This is a genomic window from Actinacidiphila yanglinensis (genome assembly GCF_900107965.1).
Taxonomy (GTDB): Bacteria; Actinomycetota; Actinomycetes; order Streptomycetales; family Streptomycetaceae; genus Actinacidiphila; species Actinacidiphila yanglinensis.
On sequence record NZ_FNVU01000002.1, the window covers coordinates 26,513 to 50,350 of the forward strand.

Annotated in this window: 22 protein-coding genes and 1 pseudogene; 10 read left to right on the forward strand and 13 right to left on the reverse strand. The window is 73.3% G+C overall.

Annotation, left to right across the window (positions count from 1 at the left end; genetic code table 11):
* Nucleotides 1–12: 12 nt before the first annotated feature.
* On the reverse strand, nt 13–447 hold the full coding sequence (locus C4U44_RS04050) for a winged helix-turn-helix transcriptional regulator (protein WP_103884225.1): 435 nt from the start codon (nt 445–447) through the stop codon (nt 13–15).
* Nucleotides 448–563: 116 nt separating this feature from the next.
* Between C4U44_RS04050 and C4U44_RS04055 the strand changes: the two genes are divergently transcribed.
* Together C4U44_RS04055 and C4U44_RS04060 are read left to right on the forward strand one after the other, a co-directional pair.
* The gene (locus tag C4U44_RS04055) at nt 564–1,238 is read left to right on the forward strand and encodes an NADPH-dependent F420 reductase (protein WP_103884226.1); all 675 of its coding nucleotides are present in this window, start codon (nt 564–566) and stop codon (nt 1,236–1,238) included.
* 87 nt (nt 1,239–1,325) lie between these two features.
* On the forward strand, nt 1,326–2,492 hold the full coding sequence (locus C4U44_RS04060) for a cystathionine gamma-synthase (protein WP_103884227.1): 1,167 nt from the start codon (nt 1,326–1,328) through the stop codon (nt 2,490–2,492).
* Nucleotides 2,493–2,975: 483 nt separating this feature from the next.
* Here the strand turns inward: C4U44_RS04060 and C4U44_RS04065 are convergent, their stop codons facing one another.
* The 3 genes from C4U44_RS04065 to C4U44_RS04075 form a co-directional block, all read right to left on the reverse strand.
* A complete protein-coding gene (locus tag C4U44_RS04065; protein ID WP_200823136.1) occupies nt 2,976–3,179 on the reverse strand; it encodes a hypothetical protein in 204 nt (67 codons plus the stop codon).
* Nucleotides 3,176–3,655 carry a sigma factor-like helix-turn-helix DNA-binding protein gene (locus C4U44_RS04070; protein ID WP_103884731.1) on the reverse strand — a complete coding sequence of 160 codons (480 nt, stop codon included), beginning with the start codon at nt 3,653–3,655 and terminating at the stop codon, nt 3,176–3,178. The genes C4U44_RS04065 and C4U44_RS04070 overlap by 4 nt, the downstream gene beginning before the upstream one ends.
* A gap of 93 nt (nt 3,656–3,748) precedes the next feature.
* On the reverse strand, nt 3,749–4,261 hold the full coding sequence (locus tag C4U44_RS04075) for a MarR family winged helix-turn-helix transcriptional regulator (RefSeq protein WP_103884732.1): 513 nt from the start codon (nt 4,259–4,261) through the stop codon (nt 3,749–3,751).
* A 197-nt stretch (nt 4,262–4,458) separates the two neighbouring features.
* Between C4U44_RS04075 and ilvA the strand changes: the two genes are divergently transcribed.
* The 3 genes from ilvA (at nt 4,459) to C4U44_RS04090 (ending at nt 7,826) form a co-directional block, all read left to right on the forward strand.
* A complete protein-coding gene (gene ilvA / locus C4U44_RS04080; protein ID WP_103884228.1) occupies nt 4,459–5,679 on the forward strand; it encodes a threonine ammonia-lyase in 1,221 nt (406 codons plus the stop codon).
* A gap of 210 nt (nt 5,680–5,889) precedes the next feature.
* Complete coding sequence (locus C4U44_RS04085) at nt 5,890–6,966, forward strand: ATP-binding cassette domain-containing protein (RefSeq protein WP_103884229.1); 1,077 nt, start codon at nt 5,890–5,892, stop codon at nt 6,964–6,966.
* Nucleotides 6,963–7,826 carry an ABC transporter permease gene (locus C4U44_RS04090; protein ID WP_103884230.1) on the forward strand — a complete coding sequence of 288 codons (864 nt, stop codon included), beginning with the start codon at nt 6,963–6,965 and terminating at the stop codon, nt 7,824–7,826. Before C4U44_RS04085 ends, C4U44_RS04090 begins: the two co-directional genes overlap by 4 nt.
* A gap of 103 nt (nt 7,827–7,929) precedes the next feature.
* Here the strand turns inward: C4U44_RS04090 and greA are convergent, their stop codons facing one another.
* On the reverse strand, nt 7,930–8,427 hold the full coding sequence (gene greA / locus C4U44_RS04095) for a transcription elongation factor GreA (protein ID WP_103884231.1): 498 nt from the start codon (nt 8,425–8,427) through the stop codon (nt 7,930–7,932).
* Nucleotides 8,428–8,691: 264 nt separating this feature from the next.
* Here greA and C4U44_RS04100 point away from each other — a divergent pair, with 264 nt between their 5' ends.
* A complete protein-coding gene (locus C4U44_RS04100) occupies nt 8,692–9,270 on the forward strand; it encodes a hypothetical protein (RefSeq protein WP_235031797.1) in 579 nt (192 codons plus the stop codon).
* Nucleotides 9,271–9,295: 25 nt separating this feature from the next.
* Here C4U44_RS04100 and C4U44_RS04105 read toward each other — a convergent pair whose 3' ends face one another.
* Entirely contained in the window at nt 9,296–9,733 is a 438-nt protein-coding gene (locus tag C4U44_RS04105; protein WP_103884232.1) for a DUF4307 domain-containing protein, read from the reverse strand.
* A gap of 131 nt (nt 9,734–9,864) precedes the next feature.
* Here C4U44_RS04105 and mca point away from each other — a divergent pair, with 131 nt between their 5' ends.
* Entirely contained in the window at nt 9,865–10,737 is an 873-nt protein-coding gene (gene mca / locus C4U44_RS04110) for a mycothiol conjugate amidase Mca (RefSeq protein ID WP_103884233.1), read from the forward strand.
* A 29-nt stretch (nt 10,738–10,766) separates the two neighbouring features.
* The gene (locus C4U44_RS04115; RefSeq protein ID WP_103884234.1) at nt 10,767–10,991 is read left to right on the forward strand and encodes a hypothetical protein; all 225 of its coding nucleotides are present in this window, start codon (nt 10,767–10,769) and stop codon (nt 10,989–10,991) included.
* 106 nt (nt 10,992–11,097) lie between these two features.
* Here the strand turns inward: C4U44_RS04115 and C4U44_RS04120 are convergent, their stop codons facing one another.
* The 4 genes and pseudogenes from C4U44_RS04120 to C4U44_RS04135 all read right to left on the reverse strand — a co-directional run bounded on the left by C4U44_RS04120 (nt 11,098) and on the right by C4U44_RS04135 (nt 16,335).
* Nucleotides 11,098–14,418, reverse strand: a complete 3,321-nt coding sequence (locus tag C4U44_RS04120; protein ID WP_407642774.1) for a tetratricopeptide repeat protein — start codon at nt 14,416–14,418, stop codon at nt 11,098–11,100.
* Nucleotides 14,419–14,565: 147 nt separating this feature from the next.
* Complete coding sequence (locus tag C4U44_RS04125; RefSeq protein ID WP_146088191.1) at nt 14,566–15,030, reverse strand: S26 family signal peptidase; 465 nt, start codon at nt 15,028–15,030, stop codon at nt 14,566–14,568.
* 273 nt (nt 15,031–15,303) lie between these two features.
* The gene (locus C4U44_RS04130; RefSeq protein ID WP_103884237.1) at nt 15,304–15,660 is read right to left on the reverse strand and encodes a YciI family protein; all 357 of its coding nucleotides are present in this window, start codon (nt 15,658–15,660) and stop codon (nt 15,304–15,306) included.
* A 119-nt stretch (nt 15,661–15,779) separates the two neighbouring features.
* Nucleotides 15,780–16,335: pseudogene (locus C4U44_RS04135) on the reverse strand (Uma2 family endonuclease).
* 172 nt (nt 16,336–16,507) lie between these two features.
* Between C4U44_RS04135 and C4U44_RS04140 the strand changes: the two are divergent.
* Nucleotides 16,508–18,544, forward strand: coding sequence for a thioredoxin domain-containing protein (locus C4U44_RS04140; RefSeq protein WP_103884238.1), 2,037 nt, complete (start codon nt 16,508–16,510; stop codon nt 18,542–18,544).
* A 76-nt stretch (nt 18,545–18,620) separates the two neighbouring features.
* Here C4U44_RS04140 and C4U44_RS04145 read toward each other — a convergent pair whose 3' ends face one another.
* The 3 genes from C4U44_RS04145 to trhA form a co-directional block, all read right to left on the reverse strand.
* Nucleotides 18,621–19,250 carry a TetR/AcrR family transcriptional regulator gene (locus C4U44_RS04145; RefSeq protein ID WP_103884239.1) on the reverse strand — a complete coding sequence of 210 codons (630 nt, stop codon included), beginning with the start codon at nt 19,248–19,250 and terminating at the stop codon, nt 18,621–18,623.
* Nucleotides 19,251–19,255: 5 nt separating this feature from the next.
* On the reverse strand, nt 19,256–20,911 hold the full coding sequence (locus tag C4U44_RS04150) for an MFS transporter (protein WP_103884240.1): 1,656 nt from the start codon (nt 20,909–20,911) through the stop codon (nt 19,256–19,258).
* 136 nt (nt 20,912–21,047) lie between these two features.
* Complete coding sequence (gene trhA, locus C4U44_RS04155) at nt 21,048–21,746, reverse strand: PAQR family membrane homeostasis protein TrhA (RefSeq protein ID WP_103884241.1); 699 nt, start codon at nt 21,744–21,746, stop codon at nt 21,048–21,050.
* Between the two features lie 238 nt (nt 21,747–21,984).
* Between trhA and C4U44_RS04160 the strand changes: the two genes are divergently transcribed.
* Entirely contained in the window at nt 21,985–23,832 is a 1,848-nt protein-coding gene (locus tag C4U44_RS04160) for a phosphoenolpyruvate carboxykinase (GTP) (protein ID WP_103884242.1), read from the forward strand.
* The last annotated feature ends 6 nt before the right edge of the window (nt 23,833–23,838 follow it).

A 23,838-nucleotide genomic window follows, 5' to 3' on the forward strand; every position in this document is an offset into this window, starting at 1 on the left:
GGACCCGCCCGTTCAGCCCGCGGCGCGGGTGGCGGCACGCTCCTGGGCTTCGAGGAGTTCCTCGCCGTGGTCCCGGGTCCAGTCGCCCATCGCCCGCATCGGGCCCTCCACCAGGCTGGTGCCGAGCGGGGTCAGGCCGTAGTCGACCCGCGGCGGCGCGGCGCGGAAGGTGCGACGCTCGATCAGGCCGTTGGCGAGCAGCCGGCGCAGCGACTCGGTGAGCACCTTGTCGCTGATCCCGCCGGACAGCGCCAGCAGCCCGGCGCGGCGCATCGGTCCCTCGCTCAGACCGGCGAGGACCACCGGGTCCCAGGTGTGGGCGAAGAGTTCGGTCGCCGCGCGCAGCCGGCAGTCCACGAGCGAGCGTTCGCAGGAGGCGTCCGCGGCGCGGCGGGTGGTACGGCCGTGCGGCGGAAGGGTCACGGGGGTGGCGTGGTCGTCGTCCATCGTGCGGCCATTCTCCCGCGCCGTCTCCTACCGTCCGGTGCGTGTCGGCCCTCCTACGGTTGGCGGTCCCGCGGCGGCCACCACCGGCAGGCCGCCCGCACCCTCAGGAGCACACGATGAGGATCGGAATTCTCGGCACCGGCGTCCTGGCCACCGCCCTCGGCACGGCCTGGGTACGGGCCGGACGCGACGTGGTGGTGGGCGGCCGCTCTCCGGAGAAGGCCGCGGCGGCGGCAACCGCCATGGCGGGCGCGGCCGGTACGGCCGAGGGCGGCGGCACGGCCCGCGCGGCCGGCAGCCCCGGCGAGGCGGTCGCCGGACGCGACGCCGTCCTGCTCGCCGTCCCCTGGGCCGGCGTGGCGGACGTCCTGCGCGCGGCCGGCGCCGGCGGCGGCTCGCTGGCCGGTACCGCCCTGATCGACCCGGTCAACGCGGTCGACCACGGCATCGGCGAACACCTGGTCGCCGACGGCCGCGCCGCCGCCGAGCACGTCGCGGACCTCGCCCCGGGGGCGCACGTGGTCAAGGCGTTCCACCTCTTCCCCGCCGGTCACTGGGCGCAGGGCCGCGAACCGGTCACCGTGCCGCTGGCCGGGGACGACGAGGCGGCCCTGCGCACCGTGGCCGATCTGGTCCGCGCGGCGGGCGCCGACCCCGTCACCGTCGGACCGCTGCGCCGCGCCCGCCAGTTGGAGGAGGTGGCCGGTCTCGTCATCGCCCTGGTCTTCGCCGGGCACGACCCGAACGCGGCGATCCCGCGGGTGCCGTCCCGCCCGACCGGACGGGCCTGAGCCCCCGCGTCCGGATACCGGGGCGCGCGGTCCGGTGCGGCGGCGTCCGCCGTCCGGCCGCGCCCCCCGGCGGCTACGCTCGGCGGCATGAACAACAGCCCTCACTCCCCGCGTGCGCACCAGCACTTCGAGACCCTGGCGATCCACGCCGGACAGCCGGCCGACGCGCAGACCGGTGCGGTGGTCACGCCGATCTACCAGGTGTCGACGTACAAGCAGGACGGCGTCGGCGGACTGCGCGGCGGGTACGAGTACAGCCGCTCGGCCAACCCGACCCGTACCGCGCTCGAAGAGAACCTCGCGGCGCTCGAAGGCGGCAGCCGCGGCCTCGCCTTCGCCTCCGGCCTGGCGGCGGAGGACTGCCTGCTGCGGACCGTGCTGACGCCGGGCGACCACGTGGTCATCCCCAACGACGCCTACGGCGGCACCTTCCGGCTGTTCGCGAAGGTCGCCGAGCGGTGGGGCGTGCAGTGGTCGGTCGCCGACACCTCCGACGTGCAGGCGGTGCGCGACGCGGTACGGCCGCAGACGAAGCTGATCTGGGTGGAGACGCCGTCCAACCCGCTGCTCGGCATCACCGACATCGCCGCGCTCGCCGGGGTGGCCCGCCAGGCCGGGGTGCGGCTCGTGGTGGACAACACCTTCGCCAGCCCCTACCTCCAGCAGCCGCTGGCCCTGGGCGCGGACGTGGTGGTGCACTCCATGACCAAGTACATGGGCGGGCACTCCGACGTGGTCGGCGGCGCGCTGGTCACCTCCGACGCCGAACTCGGCGAGGAACTGGCGTACCACCAGAACGCGATGGGTGCCGTCGCCGGGCCGTTCGACGCCTGGCTGGTCATGCGCGGCATCAAGACGCTCGCGGTGCGGATGGACCGGCACAGCAGCAACGCCGGGCGGATCGCGGAGATGCTCAGCGGCCACGCGAAGGTCACCCGCGTCTACTACCCCGGGCTGACCTCGCACCCCGGGCATGAGATCGCGGCGAAGCAGATGCGTGACTTCGGCGGGATGGTGTCCTTCCAGGTGGCCGGTGGGGAGGAGGCGGCGGTGGCGGTCTGCGACCGCGCGCAGCTCTTCACCCTCGGCGAGTCCCTCGGGGGCGTCGAGTCCCTCATCGAGCACCCGGGCCGGATGACGCATGCGTCGGTCGCCGGGTCGGCGTTGGAGGTTCCCGCGGATCTCGTGCGGATCTCCGTGGGGATCGAGGCGGTGGACGACCTCATGGAGGACCTTCGCTCGGCGCTGGCCTGAGCGGACCCCCCGGGCTGCCCCATCCTGCCGGTTTCGGGACCACCTGCCGGTGGGTGGTTGCCCGCGCAGTTCCCCGCGCCCCTGTCCCTTCGGGGTGGGTGGTGCGGCCGGTTCCGGGACCACCTGCCGGTGGGTGGTTGCCCGCGCAGTTCCCCGCGCCCCTGTCCCTTCGGGGTGGGTGGTGCGGCCGGTTCCGGGACCGCCTGCCGGTGGGTGGTTGCCCGCGCAGTTCCCCGCGCCCCTTACCCCAGGGGGGGCCGGTCCTGACCGTGACGGGACCTTGCAGTCCGGCTGTGGTTGCTCGCGCAGTTCCCCGCGCCCCTTGGTGGGTGCCCTCTTTTCGCGGAGGGCCCGCACCCATCCAGGGGTGTGGGCGCTCTTTTCGCGGAGGGAGCCGCACATACCAGGGGCGCGGGGAACTGCGCGACAAGCCACCGCGGACCGCAAGGTCCCGTAATACCGGGGACGGGGCACCCTGGAGGGTCAGGCGGCAAGCACGAGCGCTGTCGTCGCGGCGGCGAGGAGGAGAAGGCAGAGGGCGTAGCGGACCACGCGGCGGTGGAGCAGGAGGCGGCGCCCCCCTCGCACCGCACGCGCGGCCAGATCCGCGGGCAGCAGCGGATGCGGCGTGTCGAGGAGCCGCCGCACCTCGTCCTCACGCCGGTTCGGCGGCAGCCCGCTACTCACGGCCCGACCGCCCAGGTCGCCCGCGGGCGCGGACGCGGGGACCCGGGCGGCGGTGCGGGCCGGCTCCGCAACGTCGCCCCGCCCCGCGCGGCGATCGCCGCGACCCGCTCCCTCGCCATGCCGAGCAGCGCCGCGGTCTGCTCCTCGCCGATCCCCTCGAAGTACCGCATGGTGACGATGAGCCGCTCCTGCGCGGTGAGCCCGTCGAGGAGCCCGCCGCGCGGGTGGTACCACCAGGGCCGGTAGGCGTACCGCACGAACAGCTCGCAACGCGCCCACTGGTACGGGTCGTCGCCGTCGAGCCGCAGCCATGCGGCGTAGAGCCGGGCGAGCGCCGTGCCGAGCAGCCGGTCGGCGTCCTCGGGATCGCCCGCCAGGAGGGTGGCGGAATGGAGCAGGCGCCCGCCCGCACCCGCGACGAACGCCGCGAACTCGGCGTCCCGGCGGGTTTCCGCAGCCGCCCGGCGCTTGCCCACGCGGCCATGGGACGGCACCCCCGGGTCCCAGGTCAAGACTCGTGCGTGACCCGGGTCACACCCGGGCGGACCGGCGTGCGGCCCGCCCCGATGTCAGCGGCCGATGACACCTTCCCGGTGGTCCCGCTCGTCGCGCTGGCCGAGCCCCGAGTGCCAGTCGGCGAGCGCGGTGTTGAAGCGGACCAGCAACTCCGTGAACAGCTCCCGCTCCCGCGGCGACCAGTCCCCGGTCACCTCTGCCATCAACTGCCGCCGGGAGTCGCGGACCTCGTCCAGCCGGCCGCGCCCGCGCGGGGACAGCGCCAGGACGACCGCGCGGCCGTCCTCGGGGTGCGACGTGCGCTTGACCAGGCCGGTGTCGACGAGGGGCGCGACCTGGCGGGTGACCGTGGAGGAGTCGATGCCCATCGCCTCGGCGAGTGCCTTGACGCCCATCGGGCCCTCGTGGTCGAGCCGGTTGAGCAGGAGATAGGCGGCGCGGTCCATGGAGTTGCGTGCCTTGCCGACCCCGCCGAGCCGGGTCTGTTCGGCGCGGCGGGCGAAGAGGGCGACCTGGTGCTGGAGGCTCTCAAGGAGTTCGGTCGAGGTCTCCGGAGGGTTGGACATGACCTTCAAGCTCGCGTTCTGTCGGTCCGGTGAGGGTTCCGGTGGAGGTGCGGGTACGGATGGGCGACGATGACCGCGCGGGGACGGCGGGAAGTTGGGAGAAGAGTACGCGGCTGCGGTGGGCGCGGGGTGCTTCTGCCGACTTCGTGGACAAACCGTTGGCCCGGATCGTGGAGGCGGGCTGCGAGACTGGGCGCATGGACAACAAGCGGTCCCAGTCGGTCACCCTCGATGACGTGCGCGGAGCGCACAAGATGCTGTCCGGGGTCGCGCGGATCACTGCCATGGAGACCTCCCGCCACTTGTCGTCGCTGGTCGGAGCACCGGTGCACCTGAAGTGCGAGAACCTCCAGCGCACCGGGTCGTTCAAGATCCGCGGCGCGTACGTGCGGATCGCCGGGCTGACCCCGGAGCAGCGGGCCGCCGGCGTGGTGGCGGCCAGTGCCGGCAACCACGCGCAGGGCGTGGCGCTCGCGGCGTCCCTGCTGGGCGTGCGCTCGACGGTGTTCATGCCGGTGGGCGCCCCGCTGCCGAAGATCGCCGCGACCCGTGACTACGGCGCCGAGGTCCGGCTGCACGGCGCGGTCGTGGACGAGACGCTGCAGGCGGCGATCGGGTACGCGGAGCAGACCGGCGCGGTCTTCATCCACCCCTTCGACCACCCGGACATCATCGCCGGTCAGGGCACGGTCGCCCTGGAGATCCTGGAGCAGTGCCCCGAGGTGCGGACCATCGTGGTCGGCACCGGCGGTGGCGGCCTGGTGGCGGGGATGGCGGTCGCGGTCAAGGCGCTGCGGCCGGACGTGCGGATCGTCGGGGTGCAGGCGGCGGGCGCGGCGGCGTATCCGCTCTCGCTCGCGGCCGGCCGGCCGATAGCGCTGGACCCGGTGTCGACCATGGCCGACGGCATCATGGTCGGCCGCCCGGGAGACGTACCGTTCGGGCTGGTCAAGGAGTTGGTCGACGACGTGGTGACGGTCTCCGAGGACGACCTGTCCTCGGCGCTGCTGCTGTGCCTGGAGCGCGCGAAGCTGGTGGTCGAGCCGGCCGGGGCCAGTTCGGTGGCGGCGCTGCTGGCGGCGCCCCGGTCGTTCGAGGGGCCGGTGGTCGCGGTGCTGTCGGGCGGCAACGTCGATCCGCTGCTGCTGCAGCGCATCCTGCGGCACGGCATGTCGGCGGCGGGCCGCTACCTGTCGTTGCGGCTGCGGCTCACCGATCGCCCCGGCGCCCTGGCGACGCTCATGGCCGTGCTGTCGGAGGCCGACGCCAACGTGCTCGACGTCAGCCACATGCGCACCGATCCGCGGCTCGGGCTCACCGAGGCCGAGGTCGAGGTGCACCTGGAGACGAAGGGGCCCGAACACCGCGGTGCGGTCGCGGCCGCGCTGGAGAAGGCCGGCTACACGGTGATCGGCTGAGCCGGGACGAGGGTATGGGAAAAACCGGTTGACGCGATATATCGCGTCTGGCATGCTCGCGGACTATCGCGAGCTTGCGTCCTCGCGGGAACCCGTGCGCGCGGACCGATGAGTTCGGGCCGCCGCAGCGGTCGAACGTGCAGACGCAGCGGGCCCGGCCGCGGAGACGCGGCGGCCGCTCACACAGAAAACCGACGGGAGCGAGAAGACATGGCGGGCGCCATCTACGCCGAAGGTCTGGTCAAGACCTTCGGAGACGTCAGGGCACTGGGGGGAGTGGATCTCGACGTGCCGGAGGGCACCGTGCTCGGCATGCTCGGCCCCAACGGCGCGGGGAAGACCACCGCGGTCCGTGTCCTGACCACCCTGCTCCGCCCCGACAGCGGCAAGGCCGTCGTCGCGGGCATCGACGTGCTCAAGCACCCCAACGAGGTCCGCCGGCACATCGGGCTGTCCGGCCAGTTCGCGGCCGTCGACGAGTACCTGACCGGGCGCGAGAACCTCCAGATGGTCGCGCAGCTCTACCAGATCGGCGCGAAGCAGGCCAAGGCGCGGGCCGACGAGCTGCTGGAGCGGTTCAACCTCACCGACGCGGCCAACCGCGTCTCCAAGACCTACTCCGGTGGCATGCGGCGCCGCCTCGACCTGGCCGCGGCGCTCGTGGTCAGCCCGCCGGTGATGTTCATGGACGAACCCACCACCGGGCTCGACCCGCGCAACCGGCAGCAGCTGTGGGAGGTCATCCAGGAACTGGTCTCCGGCGGCACCACCCTGCTGCTGACCACGCAGTACCTGGAGGAGGCCGACCACCTCGCGCACGACATCTGCGTCATCGACCACGGCCTGGTGATCGCCCGCGGCACCTCCGACGAGCTGAAGGCGCAGACCGGCGGCGAGCGGATCGAGGTCGTCGCCCACGACCCGGGCCGGATCGAGGACTCCGTGGCGGTCCTCGCCCGGCACGGCAAGGGCGGCCGGGAGGGCATCAGCGTCGAGCGGCACACCCGGATGATCACCGTCCCGGTGTCCGGCGGCGCCAAGCTGCTCGCCGAGGTGATCCGCGACCTGGACGCCGAGGGCATCGAGATCGACGACATCGGGCTGCGCCGCCCCACCCTCGACGACGTGTTCATCTCGCTCACCGGACATGCCGCCGAGGAGCCCGTGGCCGGGTCCGGCGACGACGAGGAGGACCAGGACGGCGGGAACGCCGACGGCGCCTCCCGTTCCGGCTCCGGCTCCGGTGACGACCCGCAGGCCGCTTCGTCGAAGGAGAGCGTGAAATGAGCGCCGTCACCGGCACCCCCGAGACCTCGCACACCACCCTCGCGCCGACCCCGCGCGGCGGTCCGCTCGGCTCGGTGCACGACTCCCTGGTCGTCGCCAAGCGCAACCTGCTGCGGATGATGCGCATCCCCGAGGTCATCATCTTCGGCCTCTTCCAGCCGATCATGTTCGTGGTGCTGTTCAGCTACGTCTTCGGCGGGTCGGTCAACGTCGGCGGCTCGTTCAGCGCCTCGGACTACCGCAACTTCCTGATGGCGGGCATCTTCGCGCAGACCGTCACCTTCGCCACCGCCGGCGCCGGCGCGGGCATCGCCGACGACATGCACAAGGGCCTGATCGACCGGTTCCGCTCGCTGCCGATGTCGCGCGGCGCGGTGCTCACCGGCCGTACCCTCGCCGACCTGGTGCAGACCGCGCTGACGGTCGTCGTGCTCGCCGTCGTCGGCGTGCTGGTCGGGTGGCGGATCCACCACGGCGTGCCCAAGATGTTCGCCGCCTTCGGGCTCCTCCTGCTGCTGGGCTACGCCTTCTCCTGGATCGGCGCGCTGATCGGCCTGACCGTGCGCACGCCGGAGGCAGCCACCTCCGGCGGCCTGATCTGGCTCTTCCCGGTCACCTTCGTGTCCAACGCGTTCGTCTCCCCGGAGAGGATGACGCCCTGGCTGCGGCACGTCGCCGAGTGGAACCCGTTCAGCGCCACCGTGCAGGCGTGCCGGAGCCTGTTCGGCAACCCGGGCGTGGTCCGCTCCACGGCCTGGCCGATGGAGCACCCCGTGTGGGCCTCGCTGGCCTGGTCGGTGGTCATCGTGGTGGTCTTCCGCACCCTCGCGGTGCGCAAGTACCGCTCCGCGACCGCCTAGTCACGCTCCCGCGGCGCCGCGGAACGCAGGCAGCCCCGGCCGTCACCCGACGGCCGGGGCTGCGTGCTGTGTGCACCATCCGCGGAAACGGGGTGCCCCGGGCTCAGCCCTGGTACGGCTTGACGTCGAGGACCTTCACCTTGGCCGTCTTGCCGTTCGGCAGCTCGTACGTGGCGTCCTCGCCCGTCCTCTTGCCGGTCACCCCGCGGCCGAGCGGGGACTGCGGCGAGTACGTGTCGAGGTCGCTGCCGACACCCTCGCGCGAGCCGAGCAGGAAGGTCATGGTGTCGTCCGGGTCACCGTCGAAAGCGATGGTCACCACCATGCCGGGGGCCACCACGCCGTCGTCGGCCGGCGCCTCGCCGACCTTCGCGGTCTCCAGGATCTGGTTGAGCTGGCGGATGCGCAGCTCCAGCTTGCCCTGGTCCTCGCGCGCCGCGTGGTAGCCGGCGTTCTCCTTGAGATCGCCTTCCTGGCGGGCTTCCTCGATCTTGGCGACGATCTCGGCGCGGGCCGGACCAGACAGATGCTCCAGCTCGGACTTGAGCTGGTCGTACGCCGCCTGGGTGAGCCAGGTGACGTTGTCGCTGGTCTGGGTCACAGGTGCTCCTCGTCGGTACTGTCGTGCGGTATGCGTATGCCTGTCCCTTCCCGGTGAACAAGTGCATTGCCACCCGGCACAGGGACGAAACCACGAGCCTAACAATTCCTGACCCTCCAGGCTGCCTCGTCCTGCCCGACCGGGGCCAGTGCCGCGAGCCGTCCCCCCGTCCGGCCCGGTGGCTTCCGCGGCCACGGATCGGACCGACATGTTCCGGCGACCCGGGACGGATACGGGGAGAACCACCGCATATGCGGTTACATCGTGCGAAGCGACGACTCCGCGCGAAGGGCGGGCAGCGTGCCGGACGACCCTGGACGTGACACGACGGGCGCCACGAGCGGCGACACGAGCGGCGCCCCCCTGGGCGTGCCCATCCAGCGCCTGCTGTTCGGCGGCGTGTACGGCACCGTGCTCGCCAGTTCCCTCGCGTCCGCCCTCGACGACGACAGCGGCCACCCCAATCCCGGCTACGACGCGCTGTGGATCCTGGTGGCCGCGGTGGCGGCCGCGGCGGCCCACGGCTACGCGCACGCCATCGCCCACTGGTCGGCAGGCGGCCGGAAGGCCACCGCCGAGACCGTCCGGTCGGTGCTGACCGAGTGGCCGCTGGTCGCCGCCGCGGTGCCGACGCTCTTCGTGCTCCTCGGCGCCTCCGCCCACTGGTGGAGCGAGTCCGGCGGCATCAACGCCGTCCTCGTCGTCAACACCGCGGCGCTGTTCGGCTGGGGGCTGTGGGCGGCCCGCGCGGCCGGTCAGGACTGGGCGGCCGCCTGCCGCGTGGGCGGGGTGGACGTGCTGCTCGGGCTGTTCATCGTGAGCGCGAACGCCCTGAGCCACTGACGGGCCCGGGCAACCGGGACGCGGGTCAGCTCGTCGAGGACTTCGGGGCGTTCTGGCAGCCGACCAGCTCGCCGGTGGTGCCGCGGGACGTGGTGCGGAGGGTCACGACCGTGTCGACCTCCTTGGCGTGCTCGGTGATGCGCACGTCCTTGCGGCCGACCTCGTTGTGGTCGGCGTCCTCGGAGCGGACGGTGCAGATCGCCACCGCGCCCGCGCCCTTGTGGACTTCGAGGTGGATCTCCAGCGACTGGTCCGAGACCGCCTTGAAGGCCACCACTTGGGCGCTGATCCTGCTCGGCTCCAGGGTGTGCCAGGCGAAGTAGCCGACGACGACCGCCAGGAGGCTGCCCAGGACGATCGCGAGCCGGCGCAGCGTACGGTCCGCGCGCGCGTCCGCGTCTGGGCCGCCGCCGTAGCGCCCCTGGGGCACCGGCTGCGTCGCGCCCGGCTGCACGGCCGTCATGATCGTTCCTCCCGTTGGGGAACCGCGGAATTATTCGCCCCCGTCTCCCGTCACTATAGGGAGGCATCCCCCGGGCACTTTTCAGGGGGCTCCAGCCTGTCGTGAAGACCGAGGACCTAAGGAAGCCAGCCTTGACCGATCAGCTTCGACTGATGGCCGTGCACGCCCACCCCGACGACGAGTCGAGCAAGGGTGCGGCCACCATGGCCAAGTACGTGTCAGAGGGGGTCGACGTGCTGGTGGCGACGTGCACCGGCGGCGAGCGCGGCTCCGTCCTCAACCCCAAGCTCCAGGGCGACGCCTACATCGAGGAGCACATCCACGAGGTCCGGGCCAGGGAGATGGACGAGGCGCGCCAGATCCTCGGGGTGAAGCAGGCGTGGCTCGGCTACGTCGACTCCGGCCTGCCCGAGGGCGACCCGCTGCCGCCGCTGCCCGAGGGCTGCTTCGGCCTGCAGGACGTGGACACCGCGGCCGGCACGCTCGTGAAGCTCATCCGCGAGTTCCGGCCGCACGTCATCACCACGTATGACGAGAACGGCGGTTACCCGCACCCCGATCACATCATGACCCACAAGATCTCGGTGGTGGCCTTCGAGGCGGCGGGGGATCCCGAGCGCTACCCCGAGGCGGGCGAGCCCTGGACCCCGCTGAAGCTCTACTACAACCAGGGCTTCAACAAGGCCCGCACCCTTGCCCTGCACGAGGCGCTGCTCGCCCGCGGCCTGGAATCCCCCTACGGCGACTGGATCAAGCGCTTCGAGGACTCCGACCGTCCCGAGCGCAACCTGACCACGCACGTGCCGTGCGGCGAGTTCTTCGAGATCCGCGACAAGGCACTGCTCGCGCACGCCACCCAGATCGACCCCGACGGCGGGTGGTTCCGGGTGCCGATGGACATCCAGCGCGAGGTCTGGCCCACCGAGGACTACGAACTGGCCCGCTCCCGGGTGGACGTCTCCCTGCCCGAGGACGGCCTGTTCGCCGGCGTTCGCGGGGCCTGACCGCAGCGGCCCGCACGGCCTGAGCAACAATGGGGGGCGTGACTGACTACCACGCCCTCCACCACCTCGTCCCGCTCGCCCAGGAGCTCGACGAGAACAAGGTGACTCCCGGGCTGCTCGGCTTCGTGGTCTTCGCCGTGATCGCGGTGGCGCTCTGGGCGCTGATGAAGAACATGGGCAAGCACATGAAGAAGATCGACTTCGAAGAGGAACCCCCGGAGGCCAAGCCCAAGGTCCCCGCCGCCCGCAAGTAGCGCGGGGCAAGGAGCGCGGAGCCGCGCCCGCCCGCCCCGCACGGGGCGCAGGACCCTCAGGGCACAAGGGCGGGCCGGGGCACCCCGGAGGGCCGGGGCGCCCTCCCTACGTGGGGACCGCCATCACCATGCGGGCCGCCCTCTTCGGCGTCATGCCCAGGCGCCACGCGTCCCACGGCGAGCCGGGGACGATGGAGCCGCGGGCGAGCAGCAGGGTGTGCGCCTCGGCGTACTCGGTGAGGTCGGGATCGCGCTCGGGGTAGGGCTCCGCGAGCAGGGCCCGCAACTCCTCACGCGCCCGGGTGGCGCCGTCGGGTCCGGCCGGGTCCGGCGGCAGCAGCGGCAGCACCGTGGCCCGCAGGAAGACCGCCCAGTCCAGGCCGCGCCGGTCGCCGAGCGCGGTGAACAGCTCGCCCGCCTCGTCCAGCAGCGTCAGCGCCTCCAGCAGCCGCCCGTTGCCCGCGTCGATCACCGCCAGCTCCACGCAGGACCACGCCTCGCCGTGCTCCACCCCGATCCGCCGGAAGTCGTGCCGCGCGTCCTGCAGCAGCTGCCGGGCGAACCCGCTGTTGCGCAGGTTCCCGGTACGGGCCGCCCGCTGGTCGCGGGTCACCCGGGCGGAGTGGTGCCGCGCGCAGGCCAGCCCGTACACGTCCCGCATCCGGGAGAACATGCTGCGCGCACGCTCCAGGGTGCGCAGCGCCGCGTCGGTGTCCCCGCTCTCCTCCAGCGCGTGCCCGAGGTAGTACAGCGTCCACGCCTCGCCGCGGGCGTCCTCGCTGGTCCGGTGCCGCTGCACCGCCTCGTCCAGGTCGCGGGCCGCCTCCCGGGCCTCGCCGCGCATCAACCGCGCCCGGGCCTGCTGGGTGAGCGTCCAGGCCGTGCCGCGCGAGTCCCGGGCCAGCGCGTACGACCGCCCGGCCGCGCGCAACTCCTCCTCGCCCGCGTCGAGCCGGCCCAGCCGCAGGTGGACCTGGCCGAGTTGGAGGTGCGCCCACGCCTCGCCCTGCACGCTCTCGTTCTCCCGGTGCAGGGTGAGCGACTCCTCCAGCAGCGGGATCGCCTGCTCGACCCGGCCCATGTCGCGCAGCACCGCGGCGAGCGCGTGCAGCGTCCAGGCGCGGTCCTCCTCCAGCCCGGGCGCCGCCTGGATCTCGACCGCCTCGCGCAACCGCTGCTCGGCCTCCCGCAGGTTGCCCTGGTGGTGCAGGGTGATGCCGAGGCTGTCCAGGGCGCGGGCCGCGCCGGCCGGGTGCTCGGCCTCGAAGTACAGGTCCACCACCGCGCTGAGCGTGGACTTGGAGCGGTCCAGCTCGCCGAGCTGGCGGGCCGCGATGCCGGTGCGCCACTGCACCGACCGCACCAGCACCGAGCGGTCGCCCTCCGTGCCCGAACGCAGCCCAGCGGCCTGCTGGGCCTGCGCCATCTCGCTGATCTCGCCCAGCCGGTAGAGGTCGCCGCGCAGCAGGCAGTAGTCGCACAGCGCGCCCAGCAGCGCCTGGACGGCGGACTGCTCGACACCCTGGGTGTCGCGCAGCGCGGCGGTGATGAAGGAGGACTCCTCGTCCAGCCAGCGCAGGGCGAGTTCGAGGGACGAGAAGCCGTGCTGCCCGAACCGGCCGGCCCGGGTCGAGGTCTTCCCCTCGACCAGCCGGATCACGGTGTTGGCCAGGTCCGCGTAGGAGCGGATCAGCCGCTCGTGGGCGGCGGCCCGCTCGACCGGGTCCTCCTCGTCGAGCAGCCGCTCCAGGGCGAAGGACCGGACCAGGTCGTGCGGCCGGTAGCGGCTGCCCCGGACGTTCTCCAGCAGTCCGGCGCGCGCGAGTTCGGCCAGCCGGCGACCGGCCTCCTGCTCGTCGGTGGCCAGCAGCGCCGCCGCCGCGGCCGCCCCGAAGCTGGCCCGCCCGGCCAGCGCCAGCCGGCGCAGCAGCCGACGGCCCGGCTCGGGCTGGTCGTGGTAGCGCAGCGCGAGCACCCGGTCGACCGGATCGCGCGGCCCGAACACCTCGATGTCGGCGGCCAGTCCGGCCGCGCCGCCGTGCTCGGCGAGCCCGGAGGCCGAGATCCGCAGCGCGATGGGCAGGCCCCCGGTCAACTCGCGCAACCGCTCGGCCTGTTCGGGGGGCGCGGTGTCGGTGCCGGCCGCGTCGGCGATCTCGCCGAGCAGTTCGAAGGTGTCGTCGAGGTTCAACGGGCCGACCGGCAGGTGGTGCACCACCGCGCCGGGCAGGTCCAGGTCGAACGGCTCGGCCGCGGTGACCAGCACCAGGCTCTCGGAGCGCTCGGGCACCAGCGGCCGGACCTGCTCCGCGTCGGTCGCGTCGTCCAGCACGATCACCACCGGCACCCCGGTGAGGTGCTGCTGGTACTGCTCGGCCAGCCGGCGCAGGTGCTGCCCCTGGTCCTGCCGCTCGGGCCGCTCCCGGAACAGCAACTGGTCGCGGGGGGCGCCGAGCCGGTTGAGCAGGTGCAGCAGGCCGTCCCTGACCGGCAGCGGGGCGGCGCCCGCGCCGCGCAGGTCCACCACGCAGGCGCCCTTGAACTGGTCCTTCAACTCCCGTGCCGCACGCACCGCCAGAGCGCTGCGCCCGCTGCCCGCCGGACCGTGCAGGACCACGACGGTGGGCCGTACGGCAGTTGAGGCGCGGGCCTGGTGCACCCACTGGGCGATCCGGGCCAGGTGCCCGCGCCGCCCGGCGAACGGACCCTCGGCCTCAGGGAGTTGGGCGAAGGACTGCTCCATGACGGCCCGGGTACGGGCGGCCGCACTGCGGTCGCTGCTGCCGCGCCGCGCCGACCCGACGGCGCCCTGCTGCGGTGCGGCCGCGGGTACGGGAGCGGGGGCGGGCGCCGGCGCGCTCCGGCGGGCGGGCGGGGGTGCTGCGGCGCGCGGCGGCTCCGCCGCGGCGGTCCGGTGGCCGGTGGCCGGGCCGGCCGATGCCGGGTCCTGCACGAACGGCCCTATCCCGCGCTGCTCCACCGCCGCGAGCCAGGCCGCCTTGGCCTGCGTGGCGCCGGCCGGCAGCGCCTGGTGGGCGCGAAGGGTGCGCGCGGCCGCGACGCAGAAGGTCGCCGCGCCCGTGACGACGCCGGTGACCACCGCCGCGCCCGCCGACAGCCCGTGGCCCAGGTCGAGCCCGAAGGACACCACCGCGGCGACGATCGCCGCGAGCCCCGGCACCGCGCCGGGGGCGAGCGCGGACACGTTCGAGGCGGCCCGGCCCTCGTGCAGCGCCCTGCGGTAGGCGGTGTACTCCTCCGCCGCGGTGCCCGCCAGGTCGTCCAGCCGCTCCCGGCCGCGCGCCAGCAGCGCCCGCGTGTCGACGGGGGCACCCCCGCCGCTGCCCCGCTCGGCCACCGCGCGCCGCAGCAGCCGCTCCACTTCCGCCCGGTCCGCCGCCCGCAACGCGCTCCGCGACTCCGCCACATGCCCTCCCATCGCCGGACCCCCGTAAAGGACGACAGTCCACGGGTACTTGGAGGTTCCCGTGCCGGGCCCACCTCAACCCCCGTCCGGTGCTGCGCCGTTGACCAACGTCCGGAGCGGCCCCCGGCGTGCGGCGCCGCACCCGGGTCAGCCGTCCTGCGGCAGCCCGCCGACGACCACGCCCACCAGCGCCCCGCGCGGCACGTACCCCCACGTGCGCGAGTCCGTACTGGCGTCGGGGTTGTCACCGAGCAGCACCAGCATCCCCCTGGGCACCCGATCGCCCGGGCGGGCGCGGACCGCGGCCAGCACAGCGGCCGGTACGGGGTCGCCGCCGCGCGCGGCCAGCCGTTTCACCACCAGCGGCATCGGGGCCCGGCTCCCCGGGTGCCGCCGCGCCGAGGGCGCCCGGGCGGACTCCGGCAGCCGGAACACCACCGCGGCGCCCGGCGTGGCCCGCGCCAGGGGAGTCCGTACCACCAGGAGGCGGCGCCCCTGCGGATAGGTGGGGAGCATGCTCGCACCGGTGACGTGCACCACGAGGAGGAGCGCCCGCGTGGCGCCCACGAGGCCGAGCAGCACCGCGCCGACCGCGACCGGCAACCGTCTCACGACCCGACGCCCCCCTCTTCCGGCTCCCCCGGACCCTCCTCCGGGGCACGGCAGGCCCTCCGGTGCCGAGCCGAGGTGCGCCCCGCGCCCGTTCGGCGACCCTGGCACGCCACTTCGCGGCCGGTCAACGCGGCCGGGCGGAACGTCACTTGTCAGTTCGCGGCGCCGCGCCGGCCGCCCGCCCGCCGCCGCAGCAACGCCCGCTCGGCGTTGTTGCGGGGCAGGCCCGTGGCGCGCGCTCCCCGGCGGCGCGCGCCACAGCGGCGGGCCGCCCTACGCGGGCTCCTCGATCCGCCGGATCTCCGAGGTCATCTCCCACGCGTCGCCGTGCACCGACAGGAAGCGCGAGGCCCACTCCACGGCCTCCTCCTGCGACGTCACCTGCACGATGCAGTAGCCGCCGACGATCTCCGTGGGCTCGGTGAAGGACCTGTCCAGCACGGTCTGCTTCCCGCCGGAGAGCCGCAGCACTGCGCCCTCCTCCAGCGGCCGCAGCCCCGCGGTGTCCAGCAGCACCCCGGCCTTCGCCATGTCGTCGACGAGCTTGCCCACCTCCGTCATCAGCTCCTCGCTCGGCCCCGCCGCGGGCGCCTTCGAGGGGTCCATCTTCACCAGCATCATGTAACGCATCGCGTCCCCTTTGTCGGTCCGGTCGCGGGACCTCCTCCCGCTCCCACCAGTGCGTCGGACCGGGGACCCGGGAATCGACACGACGGCCGAACTTTTTCCGGTGGTGGCCGCAGCCGCGTTCAGACCGCCCGGAGGTCGACCTCGACCGGAAACGGCGCGGCCGCCTTGATCACGCCGGTGCACACGTCACCCTCGCGGTAGCGGCCGAGCGCCGGGTCGAGGAGATAGGTGTACGCGATGCGGGCGGCGCTGGCGATCTGCTCGATCCGCCAGTACACGGGAATCCCGGCGCGGGCGTACTGGGCCGGCTTCACCGTGCGGTCGGTGGTCTCGGACCCGGGCGGGACGACCTCCACCACGAGGAGGACGTGCTCGGGGCGCATGGGCGCCGCGTCGATCCGGTCCGCCCGATACACCACGACGTCCGGGCGCCGGTTGGTGAGCGGCACGTCCTGGAGGCGTACGTCGAAGTCGGTGTCGGCGTTCCACTCGGGACCCGCTGCTTGCGTCGAGAGCGTTGGCGATGATCCGGCAGAGCCGCTTGTGCCGCACGGAAACGGTCGGTCTCTTGACGACCGTCCCGTCCACGATCTCGATGCCGGCGCACCGCTCCTCCGACCAGGAGTCGTATTGCTCCGCGCTGATCTGCGGGTGCATCCACGTGGGCGCCACCATCCCTGCGGTCCGCCTCCTTCGAGGGGTCTCGACAGTTCCGGCGCTGCCGGGATCAGCCTACTGTCCGGCGCTGACGGGACGCCCTCTCCCGGAAGAGTGCCATCGCCCGGGTTGCACGACACCTCCACGCGCGCGGGCGCGGAGGGTCGCGGGGCCGTGAGAAAGTGGCCGGGTGAACCGACTTGGTGACGCGACGTCGCCCTATCTGCTGCAGCACGCGGACAACCCGGTGGCCTGGTGGCCCTGGGGGGAGGACGCGTTCGGTGCCGCCCGCAAGAGGGGTGTGCCCGTGCTGTTGAGCGTCGGGTACAGCAGTTGCCACTGGTGCCACGTGATGGCGCACGAGTCGTTCGAGGACGAGGCGACCGCCGCGTACCTCAACGAGCACTTCGTCGCGATCAAGGTCGACCGCGAGGAACGCCCCGACGTCGACGCGGTGTACATGGAGGCGGTGCAGGCCGCCACCGGCCAGGGCGGCTGGCCGATGACCGTGTTCCTCACCCCTGAGGGTGAGCCGTTCTACTTCGGCACGTACTTCCCACCCACCCCGCGCGGCGGCATGCCCGGGTTCCGGGAGGTGCTGGAAGGCGTGGTCGCCGCTTGGCGCGAGCGTCGCGAGGAGGTCGGCGAGGTGGCCGGCCGGATCGTGCGGGAACTGTCCGAGCGGGCCGGTGCGTACGCGAGCGCCGCCGGCGAGTCCGCGGGCGAGAGCGAACTCACCGCGGCCCTGCTCGGCCTGGCCCGGACGTACGACGGGACGCACGGCGGTTTCGGCGGCGCGCCGAAGTTCCCGCCGTCGATGGTGCTGGAGTTCCTGCTCCGCCACTACTCCCGCACCGGCGTCGAGAGCGCGCTGCAGATGGTCCGCGACACCTGCGAGGCGATGGCCCGCGGCGGGATCTACGACCAACTCGCCGGCGGCTTCGCCCGCTACAGCGTCGACCGCGCCTGGGTGGTGCCGCACTTCGAGAAGATGCTCTACGACAACGCGCTGCTCACCCGCGCGTACGCCCACCTGTGGCGGGCCACCGGCTCGGACCTGGCCCGCCGGGTCGCGCTGGAGACCGCGGACTTCATGGTCGCCGAACTCGGCACGCCCGAAGGCGGTTTCGCCTCCGCGCTGGACGCCGACAGCGACGACGGCACCGGCCGCAGCGTCGAGGGCGCCTACTACGTGTGGACACCCGCCCAGCTCGTCGAGGAACTCGGCACCGCCGACGGGGAGTTCGCCGCCGGCTACTTCGGGGTGACCCAGGAGGGCACCTTCGAGGAGGGTGCCTCGGTGCTGCAACTCCCGCAGGGCAACGGCGTGGTGGACGCCGACCGGGTCGGCTCCGTGCGCGAGCGGCTGCTGACCGCGCGGTCGCGGCGGCCTCGCCCGGGCCGCGACGACAAGGTGGTCGCCGCCTGGAACGGCCTGGCCATCGCCGCGCTCGCCGAGACCGGCGCCTACTTCGACCGGCCCGACCTGGTGCAGGCCGCGGTCGACGCCGCCGACCTGCTGGTGCGGGTGCACCTCGACCCGCGCGGCAGGCTGCTGCGCACCTCCCGCGACGGCGCGCCCGGCCCCAACGCGGGCGTGCTGGAGGACTACGGCGACGTCGCCGAGGGCTTCCTCGCGCTCGCCTCAGCCACCGGGGAGGGCGTCTGGCTGGACTTCGCCGGGCTGCTGCTCGACGGCGTGCTGGATCACTTCGCGGCCCCCGACGGCTCGCTGTACGACACCGCCGACGACGCCGAGACGCTGATCCGCCGCCCGCAGGACCCGACGGACAACGCGGTGCCCTCCGGCTGGACCGCCGCCGCGGGCGCCCTGCTGTCGTACGCCGCGCACACCGGTTCCGAGCGGCACCGCGCCGCCGCGGAACGCGGGCTCGGCGTGGTCGGCGCGCTGGCCGCCCGGGCGCCGCGCTTCGTCGGCTGGGGCCTGGCCGTGGCCGAGGCGGTGCTCGACGGGCCGCGCGAGGTCGCCGTGGTCGGGCCGACCGGTGACCCGCTCACCGACGAGCTGCACCGCACCGCGCTGCTCGGCGCCGCCCCCGGAGCGGTGGTCGCCATCGGAGAGGAGGGCTCCGAGGAGTTCCCGCTGCTGCGCGGCCGTCCCACCCGCGGCGGCCGCGCCGCGGCGTACGTCTGCCGCCGCTTCGTGTGCGACGCGCCCACCTCCGACCCCCGTGCCCTGCGCTCGCAGCTCCGCGTCGAGTCCTAGGCCCGCGTCGGGCCCTGGGCCGTGTCCGGTCGTGGGCCGCGTCGAGCCCGGGCCGGTCCCGCGCACCCCGGGCGGGCTACTCCTTCGGAAGGTCGAGGCCGCGGCGGAGGAGGCCCAGCGCGCGGTCGAGGAGCGCGACCAGGTCCTCGGAGCGGTCCTTCTCGACCCAGTACATCGTGGTCTCGTGCAGCGCGCCGAAGACCGCGGCGGTGAACACCCGCACCTCCAGGTCGTCCGCGGCCCGCCCGGTCCGGTCGGCGATGATGCCGCCGAGCAGCCGGCCGGTCGCGGAGAACGCCTCGTGCGCGCGGGCCCGGATCGCCGGCACGTCGCGCACGAGTTCCTCGCGCCGCACCATGTCCGCCCGCATCTCCGGGTCGGCCAGCATCCTGCCGAGCACCTGGTGCATGATCTGCCGGACCGACACCAGCGGGGGTTCGTCGAGCGGCCGGTCCCGCAGCACCTGCGCCATCTCGTCGTCGTACTCGTCCGTGAGGACGATGTCCTCCTTGGTGGGGAAGTAGCGGAAGACGGTGCTGGGCGAGACGTCCGCCTCCGCGGCGATCCGGTCGACCGGCGTCGCGTCGTACCCCTGCTCGGCGAAGAGCCGGTAGGCGGCCTTGCGGATGGCCTGGCGGGTCTGGACCTTCTTGCGCTCCCGCAGGCTGCCCTGGGGCGAAGCGGAGGTGGGCGTACGTGGACACATGCCGCTCATTGTCGGGCATCGGTGCCCGGGGGTGCCATGGAGGCGCCGGCCTGCGTCCGGTCGCCGTGCCGGGCCGGACCGGCGGTTCGCTCCTGCTCGGAGGTGGTGGCGGGCGCCGCGGGGGCCGAGCCCTTCCCGGCAGCCGCGGCGGCGGGCGGGTCGGGCAGGAAGACGGCGACCAGCACGGCGGCGGCGAGGGCCGCGCCCCCGCACGCGGCGATCGCGACGTCCATGCCGTGCACGTACGCGGCGTTCGCGGACGCGGCGAGCGCCCGGTCGCCGAGCGCCGCGGCCACGCCGTGCGCGCCGATCACGGAGTCGCGGGCGCCGTGTGCCGCCGAGGCGGTCAGGTGCCGCGTGTCGAGCCGGTCGCGGTAGCCCGCCGCCAGCAGGCTGCCGAGGACCGCCACGCCGATCGCCGAGCCGGTCTGCCGCAGCGTCTGGAGCAGCCCCGTTCCGCTGCCGGCCCGCTCCCGGGGCAGCGCGCCGAGCGCGCCTTCCACTGACGGCACGACCGCCAGGCCGAAGCCGAGTCCGGCCGGTACCTGCCACAGCACGCAGGTGCCGTAGCCGTCGCCGCTGCCGGTGGTGGCGCCGAGGAAGGCGGCGGCGGCCAGCACGACCAGGCCCGCGCTGATCACCGGCCGCGGTCCGAACCGCCGGACCAGGGTGCCGTTGAGCCGGGCGGTCACCATCAGGCCGCCCATCATCGGCAGCAGCCGCAGGCCGGTGCCGAGGGCTCCGTGGCCGAGCACGGTCTGGAGGTAGGACGGGAGCACGAAGAGCAGGCCGGTGAGGATCAGGGTGACCAGGGTCGCGGCGACGGCGTTCCACAGGAAGGTGCGCCGGCGCAGCAGGGCCAGGTCGAGCATCGGACGGTCCACGCCGCGTTCGCGCAGCACCAGGCCGGCGATCAGCACGACGGACGCGGCGATCGGGAGCAGCACCAGCGGGGCGGTCCAGCCGCGGTCGGGCGCCTCGATGATGCCGTAGACGAAGGCGCCCAGGCCCGCGGCGGCGCACACCGTGGTGAGGGCGTCGACGCGGGGCGCGGCGGGGTCGCGGGTCTCGGGGAGCAGCAGCAGGCAGGCGGCGATGCCGATCGCGACCAGCGGGATGTTGATCAGGAAGACCGACCCCCACCAGAAGTGCGCGAGCAGCGCCCCGCCGATGATCGGGCCGAGCGGCATGCCCAGCGCCATCGCGGTGCTGGTGATGGCGACCGCCTTGGGCCGCTCGGCCGGGCCGAACAGCGAGGGGATCACCGACAGGGCGAGCGGCATCACGAACGCCCCGCCCAGGCCCATCACGGAACGGGCCGCGATCACCGGGCCGGTGCTGTGCGCGAGAGTGCCGATCAGTGCGCCGGCCAGGAAAACCGCGAGGCCGGCCACCAGCATGCGGCGCCGCCCGAACCGGTCGCCGAGCAGGCCCGCGGGGAGCATCGCGGCGGCGAAGACCACGGTGTACGCGTCGACGATCCACTGCAGGTCGCCGGTGTTCGCGTGGATCTGCGCGGCCATGCTCGGCAGTGCCACGTTGAGGACGGTGATGTCGAAGCCGATGACGAGGGTGCTGGCGACGAGCGCGCCGAGGGCGAGCCATCGCCTCGGGTCGGGCTGCGCGGGGGCCGCGGCGGGTGGTGCGGAGGGAGTGGTCATCTCGGGATCTTCCGCTAGTGCGTGTCAAATAAGAGTGACTCCCAAAAAAGAGTAGCTGTCACTACGGGCATGCGAAAGCCCCGCACCCCCGGTGCCGGGGATGCGGGGCTTCGTGCCGATGGGGGCGCGTTCCGCGCTAGTTGTGGGTGTACGCGACCAGCGAGATGCCGACGTAGTGGACGATGAACGCGGCCAGCGTGAAGGAGTGGAAGACCTCGTGGAACCCGAACCAGCGGGGTGAGGGGTTCGGGCGCTTGAAGCCGTAGACCGCCGCGCCCGTGCTGTAGAGGATGCCGCCGACGATCACGCAGACCATCACCGCGACGCCGCCGGTGCGCAGGAAGTCCGGCAGGAAGAACACCGCGACCCAGCCGAGCGCGATGTAGCAGGGCGTGTAGAGCCAGCGGGGCGCGCCGACCCAGAAGACCCGGAAGGCGATGCCGGCCAGCGCGCCGGCCCAGACCAGCCACAGCAGCAGCTCCGAGGTGGCCCCGGGCAGCAGCAGGATCGTCAGCGGCGTGTAGGTGCCCGCGATGATCAGAAAGATGTTCGCATGGTCAAGTCGTCGCAAAATTCCGGCGCCGCGCGGGCCCCAGTTGCCGCGGTGGTACAGCGCGCTGACTCCGAAGAGCGCACAGGCGGTGACGGTGAAGACGGCACAGGCGATCCGCCCCCGCGTGCTCTGCGCGAAGGCGGTCAGCACCACGCCGGAGATCAGCACGGCGGGGAACATTCCCGCGTGCAACCACCCTCTGAGCTTCGGCTTTGTGATGTTGGGCGAATCGACCGGATCGGCGGCGAGGGGTACGTCGTCGGTCTCGTCCAGGGCGGTCATGAGCCAATCTTACCTACGCCACCGTAAGTTACCCGTAAGTAGTGATGCCGCTCTCCGAGTGGTGATGCTCACTCGCGGTCCCCTGGACAGATGCATTTGAACGGGACCACACTCATATGAGTGCGGTCGGCACCGGATGAGCACTCCACGAACGCGTCCGGGCCGCAGCCCCCAAGGGGCCGAAGACAACACCCTCAACCCACGCCGGTCTGTGCGGACCCGGCGGGACGGAGCGATCGTGGCGCGCGGTAATGCGGCTCCCACCAACCATCAGGAACTGATCAGCTGGGTCGGCGAGATCGCCGAGCTCACCCGGCCGGACGAGGTCGTGTGGTGCGACGGCTCGGAGGAGGAGTACCACCGCCTCGCCGAGGAACTCGTGGTCAAGGGCACCTTCACCAGGCTCGATCCGACCCTTCGCCCCAACTCGTACTACGCCGCCTCCGACCCCACCGACGTGGCGCGGGTGGAGGACCGGACCTTCATCTGCTCGCGGCGCGAGGCCGACGCCGGCCCGACCAACCACTGGAAGGCTCCCGCGGAGATGCGGGAGATCTTCACCGGCCGCGCGGGTGACGGCGAGCCGGGCGGCCCCGACGGCTCCGGTGGCCTGTTCCGCGGTGCCATGCGCGGCCGGACCATGTACGTCGTGCCCTTCTGCATGGGGCCGATCGGATCGGAACTGTCCGCGATGGGCGTGGAGATCACCGACTCCGCCTACGTCGCGGTGTCCATGCGCACCATGACCCGGATGGGCAGCCAGGTCCTGGAGGAGCTGGGCAGCGACGGCGCCTTCGTCAAGGCCGTGCACTCCGTCGGCGCCCCGCTGGCCGACGGCGAGGCCGACGTCCCGTGGCCGTGCAACGCGACCAAGTACATCTCGCACTTCCCCGAGGACCGCGAGATCTGGTCCTACGGCTCCGGCTACGGCGGCAACGCCCTGCTCGGCAAGAAGTGCTACGCGCTGCGGATCGCCTCGGTGATGGCCCGCGACGAGGGCTGGCTCGCCGAGCACATGCTCATCCTGAAGCTGACGCCGCCGCGCGGCGAGGCGAAGTACGTCGCCGCGGCCTTCCCCTCGGCCTGCGGCAAGACCAATCTCGCGATGCTCGAACCCACCATCTCCGGCTGGAGCGTGGAGACCATCGGCGACGACATCGCCTGGATGCGGTTCGGTGCGGACGGCCGGCTCCGCGCGATCAATCCCGAGGCCGGCTTCTTCGGCGTCGCCCCCGGCACCGGCGAGCACACCAACGCCAACGCGATGAAGACCATGTACGGCAACTCGGTCTTCACCAACGTCGCGCTCACCGACGACGGCGACGTGTGGTGGGAGGGCATGACCGAGGAGCCGCCCGCCCACCTCACCGACTGGAAGGGCAACGACTGGACGCCGGCCAGCGACACCCCGGCCGCCCACCCCAACGCCCGCTTCACGGTGCCCGCCGCCCAGTGCCCGATCATCGCCCCCGAGTGGGAGGACCCCGAGGGGGTGCCGATCTCGGCGATCCTCTTCGGCGGGCGGCGCGCCTCGGCGGTGCCGCTGGTCACCGAGTCCTTCGACTGGCAGCACGGCGTCTTCCTCGGCGCCAACATCGCCAGCGAGAAGACCGCGGCCGCCGAGGGCAAGGTCGGCGAGCTGCGCCGCGACCCGTTCGCGATGCTGCCGTTCTGCGGCTACAACATGGGCGACTACTTCGGCCACTGGATCAAGCTGGGCAAGGAGCACGACCCGGCGAAGCTGCCCCGGATCTACTACGTCAACTGGTTCCGCAAGGACGCCGGCGGGCGCTTCGTGTGGCCCGGGTTCGGCGAGAACAGCCGCGTGCTGAAGTGGATCGTGCAGCGGCTCAACGGCGAGGCGGAGGGGGTGCGCACCCCCATCGGCATCCTGCCGGCCGACGGCGCCCTCGACACCGCGGGGCTCGACCTGAGCCCGGCGGACCTGGAACTGCTGCTGAGCGTCGACCCGGAGATCTGGCGCGACGAGGCGTCCCTGGTCCCGGCCCACCTGGAGACCTTCGGGGAGCACACCCCGCCCGAGCTGTGGGCGGAGTACGAGGCGCTGGTCGCCCGCCTGGGCTGACCGGCC

What these genes read in the sequence shown, in the direction of transcription:
- C4U44_RS04050 (WP_103884225.1), bottom strand. Translation starts at nt 447, where the DNA reads ATGGACGACGACCACGCCACCCCCGTGACCCTTCCGCCGCACGGCCGT.
- C4U44_RS04055 (WP_103884226.1), top strand. Translation starts at nt 564, where the DNA reads ATGAGGATCGGAATTCTCGGCACCGGCGTCCTGGCCACCGCCCTCGGC.
- C4U44_RS04060 (WP_103884227.1), top strand. Translation starts at nt 1,326, where the DNA reads ATGAACAACAGCCCTCACTCCCCGCGTGCGCACCAGCACTTCGAGACC.
- C4U44_RS04075 (WP_103884732.1), bottom strand. Translation starts at nt 4,261, where the DNA reads ATGTCCAACCCTCCGGAGACCTCGACCGAACTCCTTGAGAGCCTCCAG.
- ilvA (WP_103884228.1), top strand. Translation starts at nt 4,459, where the DNA reads ATGGACAACAAGCGGTCCCAGTCGGTCACCCTCGATGACGTGCGCGGA.
- C4U44_RS04085 (WP_103884229.1), top strand. Translation starts at nt 5,890, where the DNA reads ATGGCGGGCGCCATCTACGCCGAAGGTCTGGTCAAGACCTTCGGAGAC.
- C4U44_RS04090 (WP_103884230.1), top strand. Translation starts at nt 6,963, where the DNA reads ATGAGCGCCGTCACCGGCACCCCCGAGACCTCGCACACCACCCTCGCG.
- C4U44_RS04105 (WP_103884232.1), bottom strand. Translation starts at nt 9,733, where the DNA reads ATGACGGCCGTGCAGCCGGGCGCGACGCAGCCGGTGCCCCAGGGGCGC.
- C4U44_RS04115 (WP_103884234.1), top strand. Translation starts at nt 10,767, where the DNA reads ATGGGGGGCGTGACTGACTACCACGCCCTCCACCACCTCGTCCCGCTC.
- C4U44_RS04130 (WP_103884237.1), bottom strand. Translation starts at nt 15,660, where the DNA reads ATGCGTTACATGATGCTGGTGAAGATGGACCCCTCGAAGGCGCCCGCG.
- C4U44_RS04145 (WP_103884239.1), bottom strand. Translation starts at nt 19,250, where the DNA reads ATGTGTCCACGTACGCCCACCTCCGCTTCGCCCCAGGGCAGCCTGCGG.
- C4U44_RS04150 (WP_103884240.1), bottom strand. Translation starts at nt 20,911, where the DNA reads ATGACCACTCCCTCCGCACCACCCGCCGCGGCCCCCGCGCAGCCCGAC.
- trhA (WP_103884241.1), bottom strand. Translation starts at nt 21,746, where the DNA reads ATGACCGCCCTGGACGAGACCGACGACGTACCCCTCGCCGCCGATCCG.